22 protein-coding genes are annotated in these 20,130 nt (G+C 64.2%); 13 read left to right on the top strand and 9 right to left on the bottom strand.

Annotated elements, in window-relative coordinates; all coding sequences use genetic code 11:
• The 5 genes from ASD45_RS15330 to ASD45_RS15350 form a co-directional block, all read right to left on the bottom strand.
• Window positions 1-2,076 (bottom strand): elongation factor G, encoded by a 2,076-nt coding sequence (locus ASD45_RS15330; RefSeq protein WP_056912271.1) that lies wholly within the window; start codon window positions 2,074-2,076, stop codon window positions 1-3.
• 130 nt (window positions 2,077-2,206) lie between these two features.
• Window positions 2,207-3,139 carry an ABC transporter substrate-binding protein gene (locus ASD45_RS15335; protein ID WP_210168895.1) on the bottom strand — a complete coding sequence of 311 codons (933 nt, stop codon included), beginning with the start codon at window positions 3,137-3,139 and terminating at the stop codon, window positions 2,207-2,209.
• Between the two features lie 126 nt (window positions 3,140-3,265).
• Window positions 3,266-3,754: a hypothetical protein gene (locus tag ASD45_RS15340; RefSeq protein ID WP_156380879.1), complete on the bottom strand. Its 489-nt coding sequence runs from the start codon at window positions 3,752-3,754 to the stop codon at window positions 3,266-3,268.
• Window positions 3,755-3,837: 83 nt separating this feature from the next.
• Window positions 3,838-4,239 (bottom strand): DUF883 family protein, encoded by a 402-nt coding sequence (locus tag ASD45_RS15345; RefSeq protein ID WP_056912274.1) that lies wholly within the window; start codon window positions 4,237-4,239, stop codon window positions 3,838-3,840.
• 151 nt (window positions 4,240-4,390) lie between these two features.
• A complete protein-coding gene (locus ASD45_RS15350) occupies window positions 4,391-5,596 on the bottom strand; it encodes a pyridoxal phosphate-dependent aminotransferase (RefSeq protein WP_056912275.1) in 1,206 nt (401 codons plus the stop codon).
• Between the two features lie 266 nt (window positions 5,597-5,862).
• On the opposite strand from ASD45_RS15350, the gene ASD45_RS15355 reads away from it, so the two are divergent.
• On the top strand, window positions 5,863-6,828 hold the full coding sequence (locus tag ASD45_RS15355; protein WP_056912276.1) for a phosphatase PAP2 family protein: 966 nt from the start codon (window positions 5,863-5,865) through the stop codon (window positions 6,826-6,828).
• A 246-nt stretch (window positions 6,829-7,074) separates the two neighbouring features.
• Window positions 7,075-7,704, top strand: a complete 630-nt coding sequence (locus tag ASD45_RS15360) for a glutathione S-transferase family protein (RefSeq protein WP_056912277.1) — start codon at window positions 7,075-7,077, stop codon at window positions 7,702-7,704.
• A 134-nt stretch (window positions 7,705-7,838) separates the two neighbouring features.
• On the opposite strand, the gene ASD45_RS15365 is transcribed toward ASD45_RS15360, so the two are convergent.
• A complete protein-coding gene (locus ASD45_RS15365; protein WP_056912278.1) occupies window positions 7,839-8,090 on the bottom strand; it encodes a hypothetical protein in 252 nt (83 codons plus the stop codon).
• A gap of 757 nt (window positions 8,091-8,847) precedes the next feature.
• Between ASD45_RS15365 and ASD45_RS15370 the strand changes: the two genes are divergently transcribed.
• Entirely contained in the window at window positions 8,848-9,141 is a 294-nt protein-coding gene (locus tag ASD45_RS15370; RefSeq protein WP_056912279.1) for a hypothetical protein, read from the top strand.
• 55 nt (window positions 9,142-9,196) lie between these two features.
• On the top strand, window positions 9,197-10,321 hold the full coding sequence (locus ASD45_RS15375; RefSeq protein ID WP_082540984.1) for a PQQ-dependent sugar dehydrogenase: 1,125 nt from the start codon (window positions 9,197-9,199) through the stop codon (window positions 10,319-10,321).
• A 22-nt stretch (window positions 10,322-10,343) separates the two neighbouring features.
• On the opposite strand, the gene ASD45_RS15380 is transcribed toward ASD45_RS15375, so the two are convergent.
• Window positions 10,344-10,694: a DMT family protein gene (locus ASD45_RS15380; protein ID WP_056912281.1), complete on the bottom strand. Its 351-nt coding sequence runs from the start codon at window positions 10,692-10,694 to the stop codon at window positions 10,344-10,346.
• 202 nt (window positions 10,695-10,896) lie between these two features.
• Between ASD45_RS15380 and ASD45_RS15385 the strand changes: the two genes are divergently transcribed.
• From ASD45_RS15385 to ASD45_RS15415, 6 genes are all read left to right on the top strand, one after another.
• Window positions 10,897-11,652: a hypothetical protein gene (locus ASD45_RS15385; protein ID WP_056912282.1), complete on the top strand. Its 756-nt coding sequence runs from the start codon at window positions 10,897-10,899 to the stop codon at window positions 11,650-11,652.
• Window positions 11,653-11,929: 277 nt separating this feature from the next.
• Window positions 11,930-12,949 carry a CorA family divalent cation transporter gene (locus ASD45_RS15395; protein ID WP_056912284.1) on the top strand — a complete coding sequence of 340 codons (1,020 nt, stop codon included), beginning with the start codon at window positions 11,930-11,932 and terminating at the stop codon, window positions 12,947-12,949.
• A 118-nt stretch (window positions 12,950-13,067) separates the two neighbouring features.
• A complete protein-coding gene (locus ASD45_RS15400) occupies window positions 13,068-14,042 on the top strand; it encodes a TRAP transporter substrate-binding protein (RefSeq protein WP_082540868.1) in 975 nt (324 codons plus the stop codon).
• Window positions 14,043-14,111: 69 nt separating this feature from the next.
• Entirely contained in the window at window positions 14,112-14,654 is a 543-nt protein-coding gene (locus ASD45_RS15405) for a TRAP transporter small permease (protein WP_056912286.1), read from the top strand.
• Window positions 14,651-15,940, top strand: a complete 1,290-nt coding sequence (locus tag ASD45_RS15410) for a TRAP transporter large permease (RefSeq protein ID WP_056912287.1) — start codon at window positions 14,651-14,653, stop codon at window positions 15,938-15,940. The genes ASD45_RS15405 and ASD45_RS15410 overlap by 4 nt, the downstream gene beginning before the upstream one ends.
• Window positions 15,941-15,962: 22 nt before the next feature.
• Entirely contained in the window at window positions 15,963-16,265 is a 303-nt protein-coding gene (locus tag ASD45_RS15415) for an antibiotic biosynthesis monooxygenase family protein (RefSeq protein ID WP_056912288.1), read from the top strand.
• On the opposite strand, the gene ASD45_RS15420 is transcribed toward ASD45_RS15415, so the two are convergent.
• The gene (locus ASD45_RS15420; RefSeq protein WP_056912289.1) at window positions 16,262-16,510 is read right to left on the bottom strand and encodes a DUF1272 domain-containing protein; all 249 of its coding nucleotides are present in this window, start codon (window positions 16,508-16,510) and stop codon (window positions 16,262-16,264) included. The two genes, ASD45_RS15415 and ASD45_RS15420, sit on opposite strands and share 4 nt — an antisense overlap.
• A gap of 396 nt (window positions 16,511-16,906) precedes the next feature.
• On the opposite strand from ASD45_RS15420, the gene ASD45_RS15425 reads away from it, so the two are divergent.
• From ASD45_RS15425 to ASD45_RS15435, 3 genes are all read left to right on the top strand, one after another.
• Window positions 16,907-17,527 carry a hypothetical protein gene (locus ASD45_RS15425; RefSeq protein WP_156380881.1) on the top strand — a complete coding sequence of 207 codons (621 nt, stop codon included), beginning with the start codon at window positions 16,907-16,909 and terminating at the stop codon, window positions 17,525-17,527.
• Between the two features lie 178 nt (window positions 17,528-17,705).
• Window positions 17,706-18,272 carry a hypothetical protein gene (locus ASD45_RS15430; RefSeq protein WP_156380882.1) on the top strand — a complete coding sequence of 189 codons (567 nt, stop codon included), beginning with the start codon at window positions 17,706-17,708 and terminating at the stop codon, window positions 18,270-18,272.
• A 7-nt stretch (window positions 18,273-18,279) separates the two neighbouring features.
• Window positions 18,280-18,855: a hypothetical protein gene (locus tag ASD45_RS15435; protein WP_056912292.1), complete on the top strand. Its 576-nt coding sequence runs from the start codon at window positions 18,280-18,282 to the stop codon at window positions 18,853-18,855.
• An 18-nt stretch (window positions 18,856-18,873) separates the two neighbouring features.
• Here ASD45_RS15435 and ASD45_RS15440 read toward each other — a convergent pair whose 3' ends face one another.
• A complete protein-coding gene (locus tag ASD45_RS15440; RefSeq protein WP_056912293.1) occupies window positions 18,874-20,130 on the bottom strand; it encodes a DUF1501 domain-containing protein in 1,257 nt (418 codons plus the stop codon).

Genomic DNA, 20,130 nt, shown 5'->3' on the forward strand with positions numbered 1-20,130 from the left:
CTACTCCGCGGCCCGCCGCGCGGCGACGATCTGATCGGCCTGGCGGCCGGTCAGTTCGGCCATGTGATCGAACTTGAAGCTGAAGGAGCCGACGCCCGCGGTTGCCGAGCGCACCTCGACGATCAGATCGCCGATCTCGGCCTCGGCCATCAGCGCCCGCACCGTATCCCAACCGTCCCAGCCCTCGCGCGTGTCGAAGCCGAGGATATGACCACGCCGGCCGGACAGGATGGCGTTGATGCGCGCCGTCGCATCGTTGGGGCAGACGATCTCGACCATATCGATCGGCTCGAGCAGCACAGGCTGGCACTGCGGCAAACCTTCGACCACCGCGATGCGGCCGGCGGTGCGGAACGCCATGTCGGAGGAATCGACGGTGTGATACGAACCGTCGATCAGCGACACTTCGACATCGACCACCGGGAAGCCGAGCGGCCCGTGATTGAGCGCGTCCTTCACGCCCTCCTCGACTGCCGGAATGTAATTGCGCGGCACCACGCCGCCGGTGATCATGTCGTTGAACTTGAAGCCGCCCTCGCGCGGCAACGGCTTGATCTCCAGCACGACGTCGCCGAACTGGCCATGGCCGCCAGACTGCTTCTTGTGCCGGCCGCGCAACGTGATCGATTTGCGGATGGTCTCGCGATAGCCGACCTTCGGCCGATGCGTCAGCACCGGCACGCCGTAGCGGTCGGCCAACCGCTCGGTGGCGACGCGCAGATGCATCTCGCCCTGGCCCCACATCACCACTTCATGATTCTCGGTGTTGTGAATGACCGTCAGCGACGGATCTTCTTCCGTCAGCTTGCTGAAGGCGACGCCGAGCTTGACGTCGTCCTTGCGTTCCTTGGCCTGGACGGCCATCGAGAGCACGGGCGGATAAGGCCGCGCGGTGGCGATCGCGCGGCGCGCCTGCCGCCCCGAGGATAAAGTATCGCCGGTCTTGGCCAGTTCGAGTTTGCCGAAAGCGACCGTGTCGCCCGCCTTTGCGGGACCGCGCTTGCCGAACGTCTGCCCCATCGCCGTGAAGACGCCGGACACCCGGCCGACTTCGCCATCCGCGGTCATGAAAGTCGTGCCGTCGCCCGCCTCGCCAGTCAGCAGGCGGACCATCGACATCTTGCCGCCGTGGCCGGTGTGGAAAGTCTTGAGCACCAGGGCGACTGCGTCATACCCCGGCTGAATGCCCAATCGTTCGGCGGTCTCCTTCACGCCCGGCGCCTCGTGCCGCAACGCTTTCAGGAGACGCAGCACGCCGTTCGACCGCGTCGCCACGCCGAACAGGACCGGACACACCACGCGCTCGCGCAATTCCTTCGCCAGATCGTCGAACACCCGGTCGCGCGGCGGCTCCATGTCGCCGAGCAGTTGCTCGAGCAGTTCGTCGTCATGGTCGGCGAGCGTCTCCAGCATCGTGAAGCGCGCTTCCTTCTCGCGATCCTTGTTCTCGCCGGTCAGTTCGATGACCTCGGAGGCGGCGTACTCGCGATAGACATGCGCGCGCTCGAGCGCGAGGTCGACGAACCCGGAGACGATGTCGCCGTTCCAGATCGGGATCTGTCGCAGCAACAGCGGAACGCGCGAGGCCGGTTGCAGCAGTTTGATGGTTTCGCGGACGCGCTTGTCGGCCTTGTCGATTTTGTTGAGAAACAGGAAGTGCGGGATGTTCTGGTCTTCGAGCTCGCGCAGGATGAGTTGAAGCTGCGGCACCTTCTTCTCGTCCGCCTCGCAGACGACGACGGCGGCATCGACCGCGGGCAGCACCGAGCGCATGTCATGAATGAATTCGATCGAGCCGGGACAGTCGATGAACGTGTAGCTGTCGCCCATGAACTCGGTGGTGGCGAAGGTCGCCTCGACGCTCATCTTGTGATGGCGCGCTTCCTTGGAGGCGTCGCCGACCGTGGTGCCGGCATCGACGGAGCCTTGCCGCGCGATAACGCCTGTGCGCGCCAGAATCGCCTCAAGCAGCGTGGTCTTGCCGCTCTGGAATGGGCCCACCAGCGCGATGGTGCGGGGGCCCCTGGAACTTATCAGCGGAGAACTCGTGCCTTTCTGTTGCGTAGCCTGCTGCATGGCAACCTCCCTGGCCGGGAGCTGGACCAACGTTACCCGGCCCGTACCCTGATCGTCTCAGGCGAAGGCGGCACTGGCAAGTCACGATTGCCGGTTTGCATTGCAAAATCGCGGAGCAGATGTCCGGAAATTATTTGAAGTTCAGATCGACGACGCCCTGGGCGGTGACGTTTCTGTCGATCAGTTCCTGCGCCTGATACCACGCGATGCGCTGGCCCAATTCGGCGGTATCGAGGCGTGCCTGTCGGTCCATGTAATAGACCTCGCTCTCGAGGACGGCCGCCGCCTCTTCAAGGGCGGCATGCGGATGAATGTAATGAGCAAGGATCTTGGCGGCCTGTCGCGACTGCAGGTTGGAAACGCGCTTGGCATATTTGTCCAGACGCAAGAAGGCATCGTGGAAATCAGCCACGCCGCGGCGATAGGCTCGCAGAAATTTTTCGGCGAACCCGCGCCGCGCGCCGAGCATCTTCGCCGACGCGAATACCGCGCCCAGCTCCGGCTCCGCCATTTGCGAGCACCACGCCATCAGCCTGGCCTGGCTGACCGAGAGCAGATTGCGCGCTTGGGTCATCGGCAGCACGGCGATATCGGCTTGACCTTCGGCGACGGCTCGCGCGGCGGCCGCCGGCGAACCGGCAAACCGCACGGCGAAATCCCTGTCATTGCCACCCTTGGCCTTCGCCGCCTGCATGAACTGGTAATGCAGCGACGTACCGACCTGATCGACGAAGACGACGCCGTTGCGGACCTGTTCGAGCTTGCGGATGCCCCGGTCATAAGCCGCCGTCGAGATGACGATCTCGTTGCCTTCAAAGCCGTTCTTCTCGCGGATCTGGCCGGCCACGGCCTTGAACGCACCCTGGCTCGCCAGCTTTACGGTCTCGACGCTCCAAGCGGCGAAGCCGATCTCGGCCGCGCCGGACGTCATCGCCTTCGCGACCTCGGCATCCGAGGCATAGGCGGTCATGTCGAGGTCGATGCCTTCGGCTTTGAAATAGCCGCGTGCGGCCGCAACAAACAAGGCGCCGTTGGCGACGCTGCGCATGGTCGCAACCGTCACCCGCTCCTGCGCGGAGGCCGGAACGGCTGTGGTGGAATAAATAAGGAGGAAAAGGGCAGCAGTGCGGAAGAACATGCCGCACCTTAGCCAAGACGCATCTGATTCGCGTCAGCGGCGTCGACGGCCCTAGCGCCGCCGACCGACCAGCATGCCGATGACGACAGTCGCGGCGAGCGTCGCCAGCACGGCCTCACGCGAACCATCGCGGACGATGCCGGTGGCCGTATCCACCGCCTGCTTGCCGAGCGCGAGCGTATCCGCCTGCGTCCGACCGGCCGTAGAGCCGGCAGCGCTCTGTGTGCGCCGCCAGTCGTCTTTAGCGGCGCGACCGAGCTTGGCTCCGAGGCTGGGCTGCGTGGTGCGGTTGGCGCGAACGGCCAGCGCCGTGAATATAACAAGTGAGATGACCAGCGCCGCGCCGCCCGCCGCTGCAAATCCGGCGAAGGGGCCGTGGGTGAGCGCCACCGCGTAGTACAACGCCACGAGCCCAATCCCGACCGCCACCGCCGCAAACAGCAGACCGAACAGCACCAGCGCCACAGTGACGCCGGCGCTCACGGCATGGCCGCGGGCATCCTCAAGGGTGCGATCCTTGAAGGCTTCGGCCTTCAGCATCAGCCGCGACGTTTGATCCTGAATTAGACGCGAGGCTTGACCCTGAAGACCCATATCAATGGCCGATCGCACCGCGCTCCACATCAGCCGCGCCCTCGGGACAACATGCCGATCACGATACCGACGAACAACGTGCCGCCGATAGTTCCGAGCGGATTGCGACGCGCCATGCCTTCGAGCTCCGAGGCGAACGTCTTGGCCTGGGCCTGTGCCGATGTGGCGGCCTGGCTCGCCAGATCCGAAACCTGATCCGCGACGGTCGAACCGATGCTCTGAGCGGTCCGGACGGCTTCGTTGCCGGCGTTTGACGCCAGTTTCGCCAGCGTTTGCTGGATCGAAGCCATGTCGTCCTTCAGCTTGGCCATGTCCTTGGACAGATCGCCGGTCGCTTCATTCGCGCTGCTCGCGATCCGAGCCGCGCCTTTATTGAATTCGTTGCCGACGTCGTCCTTGATATTCGAGGTCTTGGTGGCGAGATCGGTCATCGCTTGTATCTCCTGCGGACTCATTCGTTGTCCCCGGCAACGGGGCGCCACCCGCATAGTTCCCATGATCGCCAAAATTAAAAAGCCGGCACGCTCGGAAGCGTGCCGGCTTATCATTTGACGCAGGGCGGCCCGCGCTGCGGCGGGCCCGTTACTTCAGATTACCGCAGAACCGCTGGATGCGCTGGCAGGCATCCTCGAGGTCCGAGGTCTTTGTGGCGTAGGAGATGCGGAACGCCGGGCCGAGGCCGAAGGCCGAACCCTGTACCACCGCGACGCCCTCGGCTTCGAGAAGCTCGGTGACGAAGTCCTCGTCGGTCGCGAGTTTCTTGCCCGACGCCGTCGTCTTGCCGATGGTGCCGGCGCAGGACGGATAGACGTAGAACGCGCCTTCCGGCGTCGGGCACTTGATGCCGTTCGCCTGGTTGAGCATCGACACCACGAGATCGCGGCGCTCCTTGAAGATGACGTTGTGCTTGGCGATGAAGTCCTGCGGACCGTTCAGCGCCTCGACCGCCGCCCACTGCGACACCGCCGCCGGGTTCGACGTCGACTGCGACTGCAACATCGCCATCGCCTTGATCAGCGGCTCGGGACCGCCGGCGTAGCCGATGCGCCAGCCGGTCATGCAGTAGGCCTTCGACGTGCCGTTGATGGTCAGCGTCCGCTCGTAGAGCTTCGGCTCGACCTGCGCCGGCGTGGTGAACTTGAAGTCGTCGTAGACGAGATGTTCGTACATGTCGTCGGTCATCACGTAGACATGCGGATGACGAACGAGCACGTCGGTCAGCGCCTTGAGTTCGGCCTGCGTGTACGCGCCGCCGGTCGGGTTCGACGGCGAGTTGAGCAGAAACCACTTGGTCTTTGGCGTGATCGCTTTCTCGAGCTGCGCCGCCGTGATCTTGAAGCCCGACTCCATCGAGCACACAACCTCGACCGGCGTGCCGCCGGCCAACATCACCATGTCAGGATAACTGACCCAGTACGGCGCCGGGATGATGACTTCATCGCCCGGATTCAGCGTCGCCATGAATGCGTTGTACAGCACCTGCTTGCCGCCGGTGCCGACCGTGATCTGCGACGGCTTGTAGTCGAGTCCGTTCTCGCGCTTGAACTTGGCGGCGACCGCCGCCTTCAGCTCCGGGATGCCGTCGACATTGGTGTACTTCGAGGCGCGGCCCTCGCGGATCGCCTTGATCGCCGCTTCCTTGATGTTGTCCGGCGTGTCGAAATCCGGCTCGCCCGCGCCCAGGCCGATGACGTTACGGCCCGCCGCTTTCAGCGCGCGCGCTTTGTCGGTCACCGCGATGGTGGGCGACGGCTTGATGCGCTTGAGGCTGTCGGCGAGGAAGGCCATCGAATTTCTCCGGAAAATCGCCCCGGCGCGGCGCCGGGGCCCTGTTTGGCGGCCCTGTGGTAGTGCGCGGCGCGCAGGGGAGCAAGGGGTTCTGACCGCCTGAACGGTGAAGAAAATCGATGGCTCGGATCGATCCCCTGCATCGGTCCGCTCGACCGGCGCGCAGGCACGATCCCATCGATTGCGCGGGTGCGATTAACGGCCGGGCAACCGCAAGCTGATAACCGCTCAGGGGAGCCGTCGGACGTTTTCGCACGGGGATCGACATGAAGGCAGATGCGGCGGGATTGCGCCGGATCGACCGCATCATCTGGAGCCTGATCGCCGGGGTCGCCGCGCTCGACCTTGCCGGGGCGCCGTTGGCCGGCTTCGCGGTGGCATGGCACTCTTTCCTGGCGCCGCTCTGCGGGGCCTTGGGCCTGCTGACCGGACAGCACTACTACAGCCGGTACCGCGAAGACGTGCGACTGGCGGGCGCGCTCGGCACCACCGCGCAAGTCATAGCTTTTGCCGCGGTTGCGGCGCCACTGTCCTATCTGGCGGCGAGCTGCGCGCAATTTCCGAATATCGATCGCTGGCTCGAATTCGCCGACAAGGCACTCGGTTTCGACTGGTTCGCCGTGCTCGACTGGCTCAAGGCGCACCCAGAGACAGCCTTCGGCCTGCGCATCATTTATTCGACCCTGATGCTGCAGGTCCTGATGGTCGTGCTGGTCCTGGCGCTGACCGGGCGTATCGCCGAACTGCGTGCCTTCGTCATCTCCTTCATGGTGATGACGCTGGCGGTGATCGCGCTGTCGACGCCGTGGCCGGCGCAGGGCCCGTGGGTGGTTCACCATCTGGTCGGCAAAGATGGCCTGGTACCGCCGGCCAGCGCCGGGGCCTGGCCGCTGATGGCAGGCCTGCGCGATGGCACCGTGCGCACGCTGATGGCCGCGGGCGCGGACGGCGTCATTACCTTCCCGAGCCTGCACACGGCGCTGGCCATCACCGTTACCGCCGCACTGTGGCCGATCCGGACGTTGCGGTGGTTCATGATCCCGCTCAACGCGCTGATGATGGCATCGATCCCGATCGAGGGCTCGCATTACCTCGTCGACATGCTGTCCGGCGGCGCGGTGGCTCTCGCCGCGCACGGCTTCGCGCGCTGGCTGACGGCGCGCCACGCGGCGCCCTTCGCCGCCACCGACGAGCCTCGCCAGGCGACGCCGGCCACGGTGCCCTTTCGCTAGCGTTTGCGCCGCCGGCGATTACAATCGTTCGAGACTGTAACTCGACGGGCAGCGATCCGGGGCGTTCGGAATATTTTTTCCGTAACGAAAGCCCGAACAGCGGATAAAGTTCGTGAAGCGCCGCGAATAGAAAACGTACTCGGAAATCTGTCGCCCGCCGGCCTTCGATTTGCCGGACTTTCCCGGCATATCGCCGACGCACGCGACGGGGACATTTTGGCGAGGAATCTGACGGGACGTTTCGATATGTACACGCTCTACTCGATGCAGCGCTCAGGCAACAGCTACAAGGTCCGCCTGGCGCTCGCGGTGCTCAAGGCGCCCTACACGCTGGTTGAAGTCGACATTCTCCAGGGCGAAAGCCGCACTCCCGAATTCCTCGCCAAGAATCCGAACGGCCGCGTGCCGCTGCTCGAAGTCGCGCCCGATCGCTATCTCGCCGAATCGAACGCCATCCTCTGGTATGTCGCACGCGGCACCGAACTGGCGCCGGAAGATCCGATCGCGCGCGCCGAAGCGCTGCAATGGATGTTCTTCGAGCAGAACAGCCTCGAGCCGAATATCGGCACCGCTTATTTCTGGCTATCGCTGGTCAAGGGCGGCCGCGATCTTCAGGAGCATTCGCTCGACGACTGGATGGAGAACGGCAGCCGGGCGCTGCGCGTGATGGACACGCATCTGTCGAAGCACGACTTCTTCGTCACCGGCCGGTTCACCATCGCCGACATCGCGCTCTATGCCTATACGCATGTCGCCCAGCTCGGCGATTTCGATCTGACGCCCTATACCGCCGTGCGCCAGTGGCTCAGCCGCGTCGAATCGCAGCCCGACTACGTGGCGATGGATTGGCAGCCGCAGACGATCGCCGCCGAATGACACGGCGGCAGCGCAATCGCGCCACGCTGCACTGACTGATTTTCTGAAAAGTAACGGGGGTGCAGAAAAGGCACCGGCCGCCCGAAAGCCTGAGGGGGATGGCTTCCGGGCAGCCGATGGTTACGCGCTATCGCTTACTGCGAGAGCGCGGCGGCAGTGGCGCGATCGAACTCGCGCTGCTCGTCAGCCGAGACGTTCACACGAGCGGCGGGCGCGAAGGCGTAGGCTTCGGAGCCGGTCACGCCACGCACCGTCTGCTGCTGGACGACGGGCGCGGAGACTTCCTGATGAAGGACTTCGGACGCATCGCTGGCAAAAGCCGAGGTGGTGAAGCCGGCTGCAAGCAACGCGGCGGCGAGAGCAATCTTGGTGTTGGTCTTGATCATGTTGGTAACTCCTCTTGGCAAGACATGACGTCATGTAGACGTCACGTTGCGTTCGACAAGAGGTCGGCGATGAACGATCCATGCGATGACAATCACAGTCACGTGCGAGCTGCGTGAGGGAATAAGCCGACGAAGACCGAACTGCATTCGCACACTTCAACAAAAGCGTCGAATTACCTTGGGTTTTTGAACGGCGAATCATTGTGCGCGCGATGCGCATCGATCAACCGTTCGCGCTTGTCGAGCACGAAGCGTACCTGCGCACGACGACATGAATGTCAGCCATGCAATGATCGACAGGATCAACGGTGTAACCGGCGAAGCGTGATGTGAGTGCTCAAGCGCGCCACGTATCACGCAATGTCATGGCAATGATCGCATCTTCAAATCAATCGCAAGCAATGCACTCATTCTAAAATCTCGATCGCACGCGATGCGCTCATTCTAAAATCGTGCGCGACGCGCTCATTCTAAAGTCGAATGCCGCATGCTGCGGCCAGCGCCACGGGCTCAACGTGCGCGCTGTTCGACGGACACCGCGCGCGATGGCGCCAAGGAAGTCCGGCAACCCGGGTGAGCGAGCCGGGTGAAGACGCTTGCGGCCGACCCCCCGGTAACCATCCGTTAACCATATTCGCCACGAAAGCGCCCCGGTTCCCGAACCGCTTCGCCACATTCGGGCCGAACCGACGCCGGGTTCCAACGTTAGAGAATCGAGGCTACCGAAATCTCGGCCAACGGCATCAGTGGTTTCGTCATGAGCAAGATTGAACATTCCGCAGGTTTCCGCGGCCCGGTCAGCCCCCACGGGTCCGGCGTCGAATCGCGGCGTATTGTCGTGGCCGAACTGGCCGCGATCATTGGCCTTTCGGTCGCCACCCTGATCGCGGCCACCGTCGTATCGGTGGGCATGGCCCGCGCCAGCGTCGTGGATGGCGTGATCGATAATGACGGCGGGCTGTTCGCCATCGCGCTGGTGCTGGGTCTTGCCTTCATCGCCATCGGCGGCTTCGCCGCCCTGATGCCCGGCCCGCGCCGCCATCGCCACTAGTCCCGTCACGATCATGTGCGGTGCATCGGCGCGCCGCGACGCTCATGCTGCGCGCATGAACCCACGCACCGCTCTCCTCTTCCTGGTCCCCGCCCTGCTGGGTGCGCCGCTGTCGGCGCAGGCCCAGACGTTTCCCTCGTCCGCCGGCCCGCTCAAGGTCGAGACCGTAGCGCGGGGCCTCAGCCATCCCTGGGCGCTGGCGTTTCTGCCCGACGGCCGCATGCTGGTGACCGAACGGCCCGGCCGCATCCGCATCGTGACGCGCGACGGCCAGCTCTCGAAGCCGCTCGGCAATGTGCCTGGCGTACACAGTGGCGGTCAGGCGGGCCTGCTCGACATCGCGCTCGACAAGGACTTTGCGCAGAACAACACCATCTATTTTTGCTTCAACGCCGCCGCCGACAACAATGTCGCGGTGACGCGCGCGCGTCTCGACGTCGAAGCGCTCAAACTCGAGGACGTTCGGACGATCTTTCGTCAGCAGGGTCCGGCCGGCCGCGCCAATGTCGCTTGCCGGATCGCGCAGGCGCCCGACGGCAATCTCTTCGTCACGCTCGGCGATCATTTCGGCGCCAAGGAGCTGGTGCAGAAACTCGACAACACCATTGGCAAGATCGTGCGCATCAAGCCGGACGGCGGCGCCGCGCCCGGCAATCCGTTTGCCGGCCGCAACGGCGCACTGCCCGAGATCTGGGCCTATGGCCTGCGCAATGCAGAAGGCCTCGCCTTCAACCCCGCCGACGGCAAATTGTGGGAGCAGGAGCACGGCCCAATGGGCGGCGACGAGGTCAACATCATCGAGCCGGGCAAGAACTACGGCTGGCCGGTGGTGAGTTCCGGCGTCAACTACGACGGCAGCATCGTCGGCACCGGCAAACAGAAAGCCGAAGGCATCGTCGATCCGTTGTGGCATTGGACGCCCTCGATCGCGCCCTCCGGCATGGCCTTCTACACCGCCGATCTGTTCCCGCAGTGGAAAGGCAGCCTGTTCAACGGCGCGCTCAAATTCGAATTGCTGTCGCGCCTCGAGATGAAGGACGGCATGCCGGTGAAGGAAGAGCGTTTGCTGCAGGATCTCGGCGAGCGCATCCGCGACGTCCGTCAGGGCCCTGACGGCGCGCTCTATCTGCTCACCGATAACGACGCCGGCCGGATCCTGCGGGTGAGCCCGGGAAAGTAGCCGCTGGTCGACGTCGGCCGCTCTAAAACTTGTGAAACACGAAGAACGCGCCGAGAGCGATGAAGGCAAAACCGATGCCCTGGCTCCAGGTGAACGCCTCTTTCAAATAGAGCGTCGAGAACGCCGCGAAGATCACCAGCGTGATCACTTCCTGGATGGTCTTGAGCTGCGCCGGATTATAGACAGCGCTGCCGATGCGGTTGGCTGGCACGGCGAGGCAGTACTCGATCAGCGCCAGCCCCCAACTGATGGCGATGACCTGCAGGATCGGCACTTCCTTGAAGCGCAGATGCCAATACCAGGCGGTGGTCATGAAGATGTTGGAGCCGATCAGAAGCCCGATCGGCATCAGATACGATGAAAGGGGCGGCATGGATGTCTCTTTTGCGGGGGAGTCGCCGCCGCAGGATTGGCATGACCGGACGGCCAGACGCAACGCCCGGATCGGTTCCCGGTTGCATCCCGCCGCATATATTCGCCGTAATCATGGCTCTCGTCAGCGCCCGGGCTTTGCGGCCCCTCGAGCGGCCACAGCCATGTTAGTCTGCACACACCGGTCCATTTCGGGAATCGCCATGTCGCTCCGCCGCATCCTGCTCGCCGCCAGTCTCGCTATGAGCGTCGCGTCTGCCGGGGCGGCTCACGCGCAGCAGCAACCGTCGCTCGCCCCGGCCAAGCCGTACAAACCGGTGCTTGTCTCGCCGCCGGCCGAGATGAAAGACGCCGATCTGGAGGCGCTGCGCGGCAAGATCGGCGAGGCGGTTAAGGGCCGCGATCGCGCCGCGCTGGCGCCGCTGACGGTGGCGCAGGGCTTTTTCTGGGATCGCGAAAGCGGCGATGCCGGCAAGGGCAAACCGGGTCTCGACGTCCTGGCGGCCGCACTGGGACTCACCAGCAAGGACGCCGTCGGCTGGGACATCCTCGCCGCCTTTGCCGACGACCCGAGCGCCGCGCCGTCGCAAACCCGCACCAACGCGGTCTGCGCGCCGGCCGCCCCTCGCTTCGATGCCAAGGCCTTCGATGCATTGCTCAAGGACACGCAGACCGACGTCTCGGAGTGGGGCTATCCGGTGTCGCCCGGCATCGAGGTTCACGCCACGGCGCAAGCGAGCGCGCCGGTCGTCGGCAAGCTCGGTCTCACTTTCGTGCGCGTGATGCCCGAAGAAAGCGCCGGCAATCCTGCCTATCTCCGCGTGCTGATGCCGAACGGCAAGCCCGGCTACGTCACCGTCGATTCTCTGGCGCCGTTCGGCAACGATCAGCTCTGCTACGTGAAGCAGGGCGGCACCTGGAAGATCGGCGGCTATATCGGCACCGGCGAGCCGCAGTGATGGCAACGCCCGCGCCGCGCTCCCTGACCTGCGCGCAGTGCGGCGCTGCTTTCACCTGCAGCGGCGACGCCGCGTGCTGGTGCGCGGCCGAACCCTATCGCCTGCCGATGCCCGACGGCGAAGCGGCGGGCGACTGTTTGTGCCCGGCCTGCCTGCGCGACAAGGCCGGCCAATCGGCGCGACAAACCGCCGCGGGCTGTCATCGCACTGTCACATGAGCCGCGTGAGGATGGCCGCGATCCGGACGTGAGTGATCCGGCCCTCGCGGAATCCGTCAATGCCCGCCTCCGCTCGAACCCATGCCATCGACCTCGCCAACGGACATCCGGCAACCGGCATCGTCTGGGCGTTTCGCTTCGCCGCCGACGGCACGGCCGAGCGCATCGCCAATGACAAGGTCGATGAGTCGTTGCGCGCGCCGGGCGACACCTGGATCTGGGTGCATCTGGCGCTGGCCGACAATCGCTGTCGCGGCTGGATCGCGCAGCACGCACCGATCTCGGAATTGGCGCGCGAAGTATTGGCCTCGCCGGAAAAGCATCTGCGCCTCGACGTACTCGGCGATGAGATCGTCGGCGTCGTGCCGGACCTGCAGCAGGACTTTGTCGAGACCGGCGAAGATCTGGTCCGGCTGCGTTTCGTCATGACCGACCGCATGATGATCACGGCGCGCCAGCACCCGGTCCATTCGGTCGAACACGTCCGTCGCGCCATCGAAAGCGGCAAGCGCTTTCCCAGCGTTGTGTCGTTCCTCGACGCCATCATCGATCATTTCGCCGACGCCATCGCGCAGATGGGCGAGGCGCTTGGCGGCGAACTCGACGTCATCGAGGAAAACGTCATGCGGGACGAGCCGGCCGACGAGCAGCGCCGCGTCGGCAAGGTGCGCCTGCAGGCCGCCCGGGTCCACCGGCAACTGGCCCAGCTCAAGGCCATGTTCGCCCGGCTCGAGCCGCGGCTCGCCGCGCACAATAAACAGGCTGCCGAGGCTGTCGGCGCGCTGGCGCACAAGCTCGAGGCCATCGACCACGAGATCGGCTCGATCTACGAGCGCTCCCGCCTGCTGCTCGACGAAGCCGCAGCCAAGGTCAGCGCCATCACCAACAAGCGGCTGTTCACGCTGTCGATCCTGACCGCCTGCCTGCTGCCGCCGACGCTGGTCACCGGCTTCTTCGGCATGAACACCAAGGACATGCCGTTTCAGAACACCGATGGCGGCACATGGATGGCCCTGCTCGTCGCATTTGCTGCAGGTGCGATAAGCTTTTGGGCGCTGCGGAAAATGCGCGCTTTGTAAGCGCACCAACGTCGCCTTGTCGCGGCGTACTTCTCCCCATTCGGTTTGACAAGCCGCGGCCAGCGCCACTACGCTGCCTGCAATAACAAGTCGTCATACGTCATACAGGGAGGAGAATATGAACAGGCTTTGCATCCTGGCAGCAGCGGCTGTGTTCGCGACCACGGCCGCGCACGCGCAACAAATCGTCACCAAATACTCCGGCATCCAGCCGAACGATCACCCCGCCAGCTACACCGAAGAATATTTCGCGCAGGAAGTCGGCCTTCTCACCAAAGGCGCGATCAAGATCGAAGTCTATCACAACACCCAGCTCGGCGACGCCGTCGCCAACGTGCAGAGCATCCGCAACGGCACCATCGGCTTCACCACGGTTTCGGCGTCGAACCTGAACCAGGTCGTGCCGGCGATGGACATGTATTCGTTGCCGTTCCTGTTCAAGAATGCCGACCATTTCTGGTGGTTCCTGGCGCAGCCGGAAGCCGCCGAACTGGCCAAGCCTCTGGAAGCCAAAGGCATCAAGCTGCTCGGCTATCTCGACTCCGGCGCGCGCAACTTCTTCACCGACAAGGAAGTGAAGACGCCCGACGACCTCAAGGGCGCCAAGATCCGCGTCATGGCCTCGCCCGTGATGGTCAACACCATGAAGGCGCTGGGCGCGACCGGCGTGCCGGTGGCGTGGTCCGAACTCTACACCGCGCTGCAGACCGGCGTGGTCGACGGCGCCGAGAACAACCACCCGTCCGTCGTCGCCAAGAAATTCTACGAAGTGTCGAAATACTACACGCTCGACGAACACATGCGCATTCCGGACGTCATGGTCATGTCGATGAAGTTGTGGAGCCAGCTCAACCCCGACCAGCAGAAGGCCGTGGTCGAGGCCGGCGCGCGCGCCCAGGCCTATATGCGCGGCGCCTGGCACGTCTCGGAAGTCAAGGACCTCGCCGAGCTCAAGGGCAAATTCAAGGGCATCAACACCGTGGACAAGGCGCCCTTCGTCAAGGCGGTCGGCCCGATGGTGCAGGAAGAAGCCAAGCGCCTCGGCGTCGAGAAGACCGTCGCCTTCATCATCGACAGTCAGAAGAAATTCTGAAGGTCGCCTGACGGCCATCATCGCAAGGGGCGGCGGACACCCGCCGCCCCTTCTTGTTCGGGGGGATCCGTGGATACTTTCTATCACCTGTTCGATCGCTTCATCGTGCTCGTCGCCGCGCTGGTGCGAATGGTCTGCATCGTGCTGGCCATGGCTTTGTTCCTGATCATCATCGCCGCGGTCGTGTTCCGCTACGGCTTCGGCCAGGCGGTGTCGTGGACCGAGGAAGTGCCGCGCTATCTCCTGATCTGGATCTCGTTCCTTGCAGCGGCCAGTTGCGTGCTGCGCCGCGAGCATGTCGGCTTCGACGTGCTGTTCTACGCGCTGCCGAAGGGCCCGCGCAAAGCGCTTGGCATTTTCCTCAGCCTTCTCATCTTCGGTTTCGGTTGGGTGATCTTCCGCTACGGCATCGTCTTCGTGCAGGATTTCGGCTCCGACCTGATGGAGACGATCCCCTATACGAACTATTGGTATTACCCGGCGATGCCGATCTCGGGTTTCCTGATCATGCTGTTCACGGTCAAGATCATGATCGATGAATGGCGCAGCGAGGATGCGGGCGCGCTCGCCGGCTCCTCGGTCGAAACCGTGGGCATGGAGCAGGAGCGATGACCCTCATCATCCTCGGCCTCGCCTTCCTGATGCTGACTCTCATCGGCCTGCCGATCTCGTTCGCGGTCGGTGTCTCGTCGGTGATCGGGACTTTCCTGCTGCCCGGTGTCGACAACGCCACCATCGTTCAGCGGATGCTCACTGCGATTAATACCTTCCCGCTGCTGGCGGTGATCTTCTTCGTGTTCGCCGGTGTGCTGATGGCGAAGGGCGGCATCGCCCGTCGCCTCGTCATGATGGCCGAAGTGCTGGTCGGCTGGCTGCCCGGCAGCCTGGCCCAGATCGTTGTCGTAGCGTCGATGTTCTTCGGCGGCGTTACCGGCTCTGCGGTCGCCGAAGTGTCCTCGATCGGCGCCATGATGATCCCGGCGATGGAGAAGGACGGCTATTCCCGCCGCTTTGCCACCGCCATCGTGCTGATGGCCGCAACCATGGGCCCGATCATCCCGCCGTCGATCGGCATGATCGTGTTCGCCCATGTCGCCGGCAACGTCTCGATCGCCGCATTGTTTCTGGCCGGCGTTGTCCCCGGCGTGCTGATCGGCGTGTCGCTGATGGCCGCGTCCTTCGTCCACGGCAAGCTGTATCACCGCAAGGAATTGCCGGTCATTCCGCTGCGCCAGAAGATCATCCGCGTCATCGACGGCGCCGCCGGCGTGTTCACAATGGTGATCATCCTCGGCGGCATCATCTCCGGCGTGTTCACGGCGACCGAAGCCGGTGCCGCCGCTTCGGTCTATGCGCTGATCCTGACGGTGTTCGTTTACAAGGAAATCAAGATTTCGGAACTGCCCGAGATCATGTGGGAATGCTGCCTGACCAACGCCGTGGTGATGCTGCTGATCGCCACCTGCTCGGTGTTCTCGTGGATTCTCACCTACGAGAATCTGCCGACCCTGCTGGCGGACAATTTCTTCAACCTGATCCAGACCAAGTGGGCGTTCCTGCTGCTGCTCAACCTGTTCCTGCTGGTTGTCGGCATGTTCATCGACATGACGCCGGCGCTGATCATGCTGGTGCCGATGCTGATGCCGCTGGCCGCCAAATTCGGCATCGACCTCATCCATCTCGGCCTGATCATGGTCATCAACCTGTCCTTCGGACTGACCACACCGCCGGTCGGCACGGCATTGTTCGTGGCGCTGAAAGTCGGCAGGATATCCATGGAGAAGCTGCTGCCCCCGCTGCTGCCTCTCCTCGCCTGCATGCTGGTGGTGCTGTTCTTCGTCACCTATGTGCCGGAATCCTATGCCTGGCTGCCGCGCACCTTCGGGCTCATGAAGTAAGAATCACGAACGAGGACATGGAATGTCAGTCACTGAAATCGCCCAGATCGAGATCAAGCCCGGCATGGAGGCCGAGTTCGAGGCCGGCGTCGGCAAGGCCGCGCCGGTGTTCAAGCGCGCCAAAGGCTGCGAAGCGATGCGGCTCGAGCGCTCGGTCGAGAAGCCGTCGCGCTATCGCCTCTTCGTGAAATGGGCGACGTTGGAGAACCACACCGTCGATTTCCGCGGCTCGCCCGATTTCCAGGAGTGGCGCAAGCTGGTCGGCCATTGCTTCGCCGCGCCGCCGGAGGTGGAGCACACCCAGGAAGCGGTGAAGGGGTTCTAGGCCGCCTGTCCGCAACCCTGCGGCTTGAACACCCGCTCCTGCTGCGGCGGATATTTCGCGAGCTTGCCGGCCGGACGCACCGGACGGCGCTCGAGATTGCCGCCGCAGTTCGGGCAGACGCCGTGCAGCCGCGTCTCGACGCAATCGTGGCAGAACGTGCACTCGAAGGTGCAGATCATGGCGTCCGTCGCTTCCGGCGGCAGATCCTTGTCGCAGCATTCGCAGTTCGGGCGCAGAGCCAGCATGGCGGCCTCCTCCGTTCGACGGACACGAGTGTGGCCGCGCATGCGGCGCCGTTCAAGCGCGGCTAGGCTGTGAGGCGATGCGGCTCGAGCGCTCGGTCAAAAAGCCGCAGCGCTACCGACGGTTCGTGCAATGGGACACGGTCGAGAACCACAAGGTCGACTTCCGCGGCTCCGCCGACTTCCAGAATGGCGCAGTTGCTCGGCCACCGCTTCGCTTCGCCGCCGGACGTCGAGCACGTGGCTGAGGTGCTGCAGGGGTTTCAGGCACAAGCCTCCCCTAAAATTCGAGCAAATCCGCTAAGGCTTTTCTCACCGCAACCCCGCGACCCCGCCGGTTGTTAAGGCTTCCGGCAATGCCGCCGCGGCTAAATGGGCCTCTGCATCGGGGGCGGCTCCATGGGCTTCTTGTCGCGCGGCATGTTCGTGGTTGCCGGGGTCATCGTCGGCTCCACCTGTATTAATTATCTGGTCGCCGGCGAAACCGTCAGTCTGCACTGGCCGAACGGTCGGCTGGGAAGCTGGCGCGAGGCCAAAGTGCGCCCGGCCTGCTACGCCGCGCTCAATTTTCCGAAACGCGATCGCGATAATCCGACGCTGCCTTATGGGCAGCACCGCATCGCCTGGCGCGACTTCGACCGCATGGTCGACATGACCGCGGCGCTGCATTGCTATGTCGTGACCCAGCAGAACGCCGTCTGCGAGCCCGACAACCGCGCCTATGTGGTCGATTATATCGGCAAGTATTTCGCCAAACGCGACGCAATGCTCGAGATCGCCAAGCGCTACGGCGGCGGCGAGGAAAAAATCGTTCGGGATTTGTGGGATGCCGCCAATAACCGCGCCATCATGAGCGCGCTCGAGATGCACATCAAATATGGCCGTCTGCGTAAATCCGACTTCGGCTGGAGCGCGCCGGAATTGCTTAAAGGCGCCCTCGACAAATATTCCGACGCGCCCGATCAGTGCGACAAATCGCGGCCTTGGGTCGCCGTCAAAATTCCGGTGGAGCGCTCATAATGACGCCTACCGGCGAATTCGGCAAACGGGGCTTTCATCCGCAAGGCTCGCGCCGGCCGGCTAAGCCGGCGGAGACCGGCAAGATGCGTCCTCTCGTCATTGGCATTGTCATCGGCGTTGTCGCCACTCCGCTTACGTTGTCGTCAGTCTCGTCCGCTCGCCCGTGATGCCGCTGCTGATGGCCGAACTCAAACTCGCGCATAACAGCATCGATTTCTCCGGCACGCGCATCGGACGTTCGTCCACCGCACCGGCGTTGCCGCTATGCGTGACCAAGAACATGGTCGGTGTCGATGAGAGCATCGAAGTAACGCCTGACATCCTGCTGACCGCGCTGAAAGGCGACCCACGCGACCGCGTCACGCGAGAGCCCGGCACGCCACGCGAACACGCGGTCATCGAGCTGGCGCAGATGTGGGGCGACGTCGCCGACTGCGTCTATCATCAGAACACATTCCGCCTGTGCGACATCGACAACCGCGCCCTCGCGGTCGAAGCCGGCAGCATCTTCATCCGCCAGTCAGACACGATCGCCGCTCAGCCGCCGGCGACTTATGCCGCCCAGCCCGGCGAAATCCAGGCCCTGCAATCGGTTCGCGGCCGCGTGCTGGCGGCCATGCAAAACCAGGTGCAGAACGGCGTGCTGATCGCGGCCGATTTTCCCTCGTCGTTCGCGCCGCCGGCGGTGCGCAAAATGCTGAACGAAACCGAGACGCTGCACAACGCATGCGCGACGAACAAATAGGCGCATCATGGACGTCATCAAGACCTACATTATTCCGGGCTTCGTCATCCTCGGCCTGCTGCTGATCTGGAATATGAGTCAGCCCGGCATACCCGGTGTTCGGCCACTTGAACCCTCCGACAGCATCCCGACCTTCCATGCGGTGCAGGCTGACTTGGCGCGCGGCTCGAAGAACCTGCCGCAAGAAGCTTTGGGCGACGGCGTGCCGCCGAACAATGCAAACGAAAACATTCACCAACGAAGCCGCGAAAGCACCCGCAAGTCGACCATGAAGAACCTCGAAATGGCATGGAGCACCTTCTGCACCGACGCGGGACGCCAGCAGCTTGCACGAGCGCTTGACTATTATTTCGGACAGAGCGGCAATCAGATCGAGAGCTATTCCAAGCGTTGGGGCAAGGAAGGCCGCGACTACATCACGGCGCAATGGTCGACCACAGACGACCGCCGCATCGCGCGGCTGGTGTCCGAAACCTATGAGCGCGGCTATCTCGACCTGTCGACCCTCAGCCGCACCACTGCTGCACGCATCGCGCCACTTGTGAAGGACGTGCGCGTGCAAGGCCAGCCGTGTAAGGGCTGATCTGAAGATTGATCGTCGCTAAGCAACCAACCCATCCATCGGCTTGACCACTTCGCTGCCGGGGAACACGTCGCGCGCCAGCGCTTTCTCGTCGGCGCGCAGATGGTCGCGCAGCAGGCCCTTGAGCACGGCGCGTAAATCCGTGGTCGGCTTCAAATCGCGCGCCTGATACAGCGCCTGCTCGCTCAACCCCGGCCAGTCGGCGATGACGCGGCCGCCTTTCAGCGCGCCGCCGGCGAGCAGCGCCACCGTCGCGGTGCCATGGTCGGTGCCGTCGGTGCCGTTGATCCGCGCGGTGCGGCCGAATTCGGTGGCCACCACCACGACGGTCTCCTTCCAGGCGCCGCCCATGTTGCTCTCCATCGCGCCGAACGCGCCGTCGAGCGCACCGAGCAGCGCCGACAGCCGGCCGTGATCGGCGCCTTCGTTGGCGTGCGTATCCCAGCCGTCGAAGGCCAGCGCACCGACGCGCGGGCCTTCCGGCCGCGCCATGAATTTCGCCGCGGCGCCGGCCGCTTCGGCAAAATAGGCTCGCACCGCCGCACCCGGCACGCCGGGCGTCGCCGCGATCTTCTTCGGTGACATGCCGTTCATGTCGCCCTGCGCGATCGCGGCCAGTGCGCCGCGCTCTTCCAGCGCCTTGGCCAGCGCCGGATCGGTGTGGCGATAAAGATCGATCAGCCGGCTCATGGTGTCGTTGCTCGCCGGCGGCAATTTCGATGGCGTCCATGACATCACCGGCGCCTTGCCGCGCGCCACCAGGGGCGTGATCGGCCCGACGGCAAAAGCCTGCCGCGCCGCGACGCGGTCGGCCGGCTGCAGCACCGACCAGGCGCGGTTGAGCCAGCCACTGTCGCTGCCGCCCGGCGTGACGATGCCGCTCTCCAGCACGTCCTGGCCGTCGAAATGCGATCGTTCGCGATACGGCGTCGCGACGGCGTGCACGACCGCCGCCTGCTTGGCCTGATAAAGCCGGTGGAAATTCGGCATCGCCGGATTGAGCGCGAAGAAATTATCGAGCGGCAGCGCCGCGAATTCGCCGTCGGCGCGCAGACCCTTGTCGCCGCGCAGCCGCACCCAGTCAGGATCGCCGACCGGCGCCACCGCGGCGAGGCCATCGAGCGCGCCGCGCAGGATGACGACCAGCAGCCGCGGATCGCGGCCTTCGGCCTGGGCCAGTTTCGGCATATAGGCCCAGGCGAATAGCGCGCCGGCGCCGAGCATCAATTCGCGGCGTGTCGCCAGATGCGGTGAGAAGCGATTGTCGGTGCTCAT

This window comes from Pseudolabrys sp. Root1462 (assembly GCF_001426945.1).
In the GTDB taxonomy this organism is placed as follows: Bacteria; Pseudomonadota; Alphaproteobacteria; order Rhizobiales; family Xanthobacteraceae; genus Pseudolabrys.

What these genes read in the sequence shown, in the direction of transcription:
- ASD45_RS15355 (WP_056912276.1), top strand. Translation starts at nt 5,863, where the DNA reads ATGAAGGCAGATGCGGCGGGATTGCGCCGGATCGACCGCATCATCTGG.
- ASD45_RS15330 (WP_056912271.1), bottom strand. Translation starts at nt 2,076, where the DNA reads ATGCAGCAGGCTACGCAACAGAAAGGCACGAGTTCTCCGCTGATAAGT.
- ASD45_RS15400 (WP_082540868.1), top strand. Translation starts at nt 13,068, where the DNA reads ATGAACAGGCTTTGCATCCTGGCAGCAGCGGCTGTGTTCGCGACCACG.
- ASD45_RS15425 (WP_156380881.1), top strand. Translation starts at nt 16,907, where the DNA reads ATGGGCTTCTTGTCGCGCGGCATGTTCGTGGTTGCCGGGGTCATCGTC.
- ASD45_RS15420 (WP_056912289.1), bottom strand. Translation starts at nt 16,510, where the DNA reads ATGCTGGCTCTGCGCCCGAACTGCGAATGCTGCGACAAGGATCTGCCG.
- ASD45_RS15385 (WP_056912282.1), top strand. Translation starts at nt 10,897, where the DNA reads ATGTCGCTCCGCCGCATCCTGCTCGCCGCCAGTCTCGCTATGAGCGTC.
- ASD45_RS15380 (WP_056912281.1), bottom strand. Translation starts at nt 10,694, where the DNA reads ATGCCGCCCCTTTCATCGTATCTGATGCCGATCGGGCTTCTGATCGGC.
- ASD45_RS15340 (WP_156380879.1), bottom strand. Translation starts at nt 3,754, where the DNA reads ATGCTGAAGGCCGAAGCCTTCAAGGATCGCACCCTTGAGGATGCCCGC.
- ASD45_RS15345 (WP_056912274.1), bottom strand. Translation starts at nt 4,239, where the DNA reads ATGACCGATCTCGCCACCAAGACCTCGAATATCAAGGACGACGTCGGC.
- ASD45_RS15430 (WP_156380882.1), top strand. Translation starts at nt 17,706, where the DNA reads ATGGCCGAACTCAAACTCGCGCATAACAGCATCGATTTCTCCGGCACG.
- ASD45_RS15350 (WP_056912275.1), bottom strand. Translation starts at nt 5,596, where the DNA reads ATGGCCTTCCTCGCCGACAGCCTCAAGCGCATCAAGCCGTCGCCCACC.
- ASD45_RS15415 (WP_056912288.1), top strand. Translation starts at nt 15,963, where the DNA reads ATGTCAGTCACTGAAATCGCCCAGATCGAGATCAAGCCCGGCATGGAG.
- ASD45_RS15395 (WP_056912284.1), top strand. Translation starts at nt 11,930, where the DNA reads ATGCCCGCCTCCGCTCGAACCCATGCCATCGACCTCGCCAACGGACAT.
- ASD45_RS15370 (WP_056912279.1), top strand. Translation starts at nt 8,848, where the DNA reads ATGAGCAAGATTGAACATTCCGCAGGTTTCCGCGGCCCGGTCAGCCCC.
- ASD45_RS15360 (WP_056912277.1), top strand. Translation starts at nt 7,075, where the DNA reads ATGTACACGCTCTACTCGATGCAGCGCTCAGGCAACAGCTACAAGGTC.
- ASD45_RS15440 (WP_056912293.1), bottom strand. Translation starts at nt 20,130, where the DNA reads ATGAGCACCGACAATCGCTTCTCACCGCATCTGGCGACACGCCGCGAA.
- ASD45_RS15410 (WP_056912287.1), top strand. Translation starts at nt 14,651, where the DNA reads ATGACCCTCATCATCCTCGGCCTCGCCTTCCTGATGCTGACTCTCATC.
- ASD45_RS15435 (WP_056912292.1), top strand. Translation starts at nt 18,280, where the DNA reads ATGGACGTCATCAAGACCTACATTATTCCGGGCTTCGTCATCCTCGGC.
- ASD45_RS15375 (WP_082540984.1), top strand. Translation starts at nt 9,197, where the DNA reads ATGAACCCACGCACCGCTCTCCTCTTCCTGGTCCCCGCCCTGCTGGGT.
- ASD45_RS15365 (WP_056912278.1), bottom strand. Translation starts at nt 8,090, where the DNA reads ATGATCAAGACCAACACCAAGATTGCTCTCGCCGCCGCGTTGCTTGCA.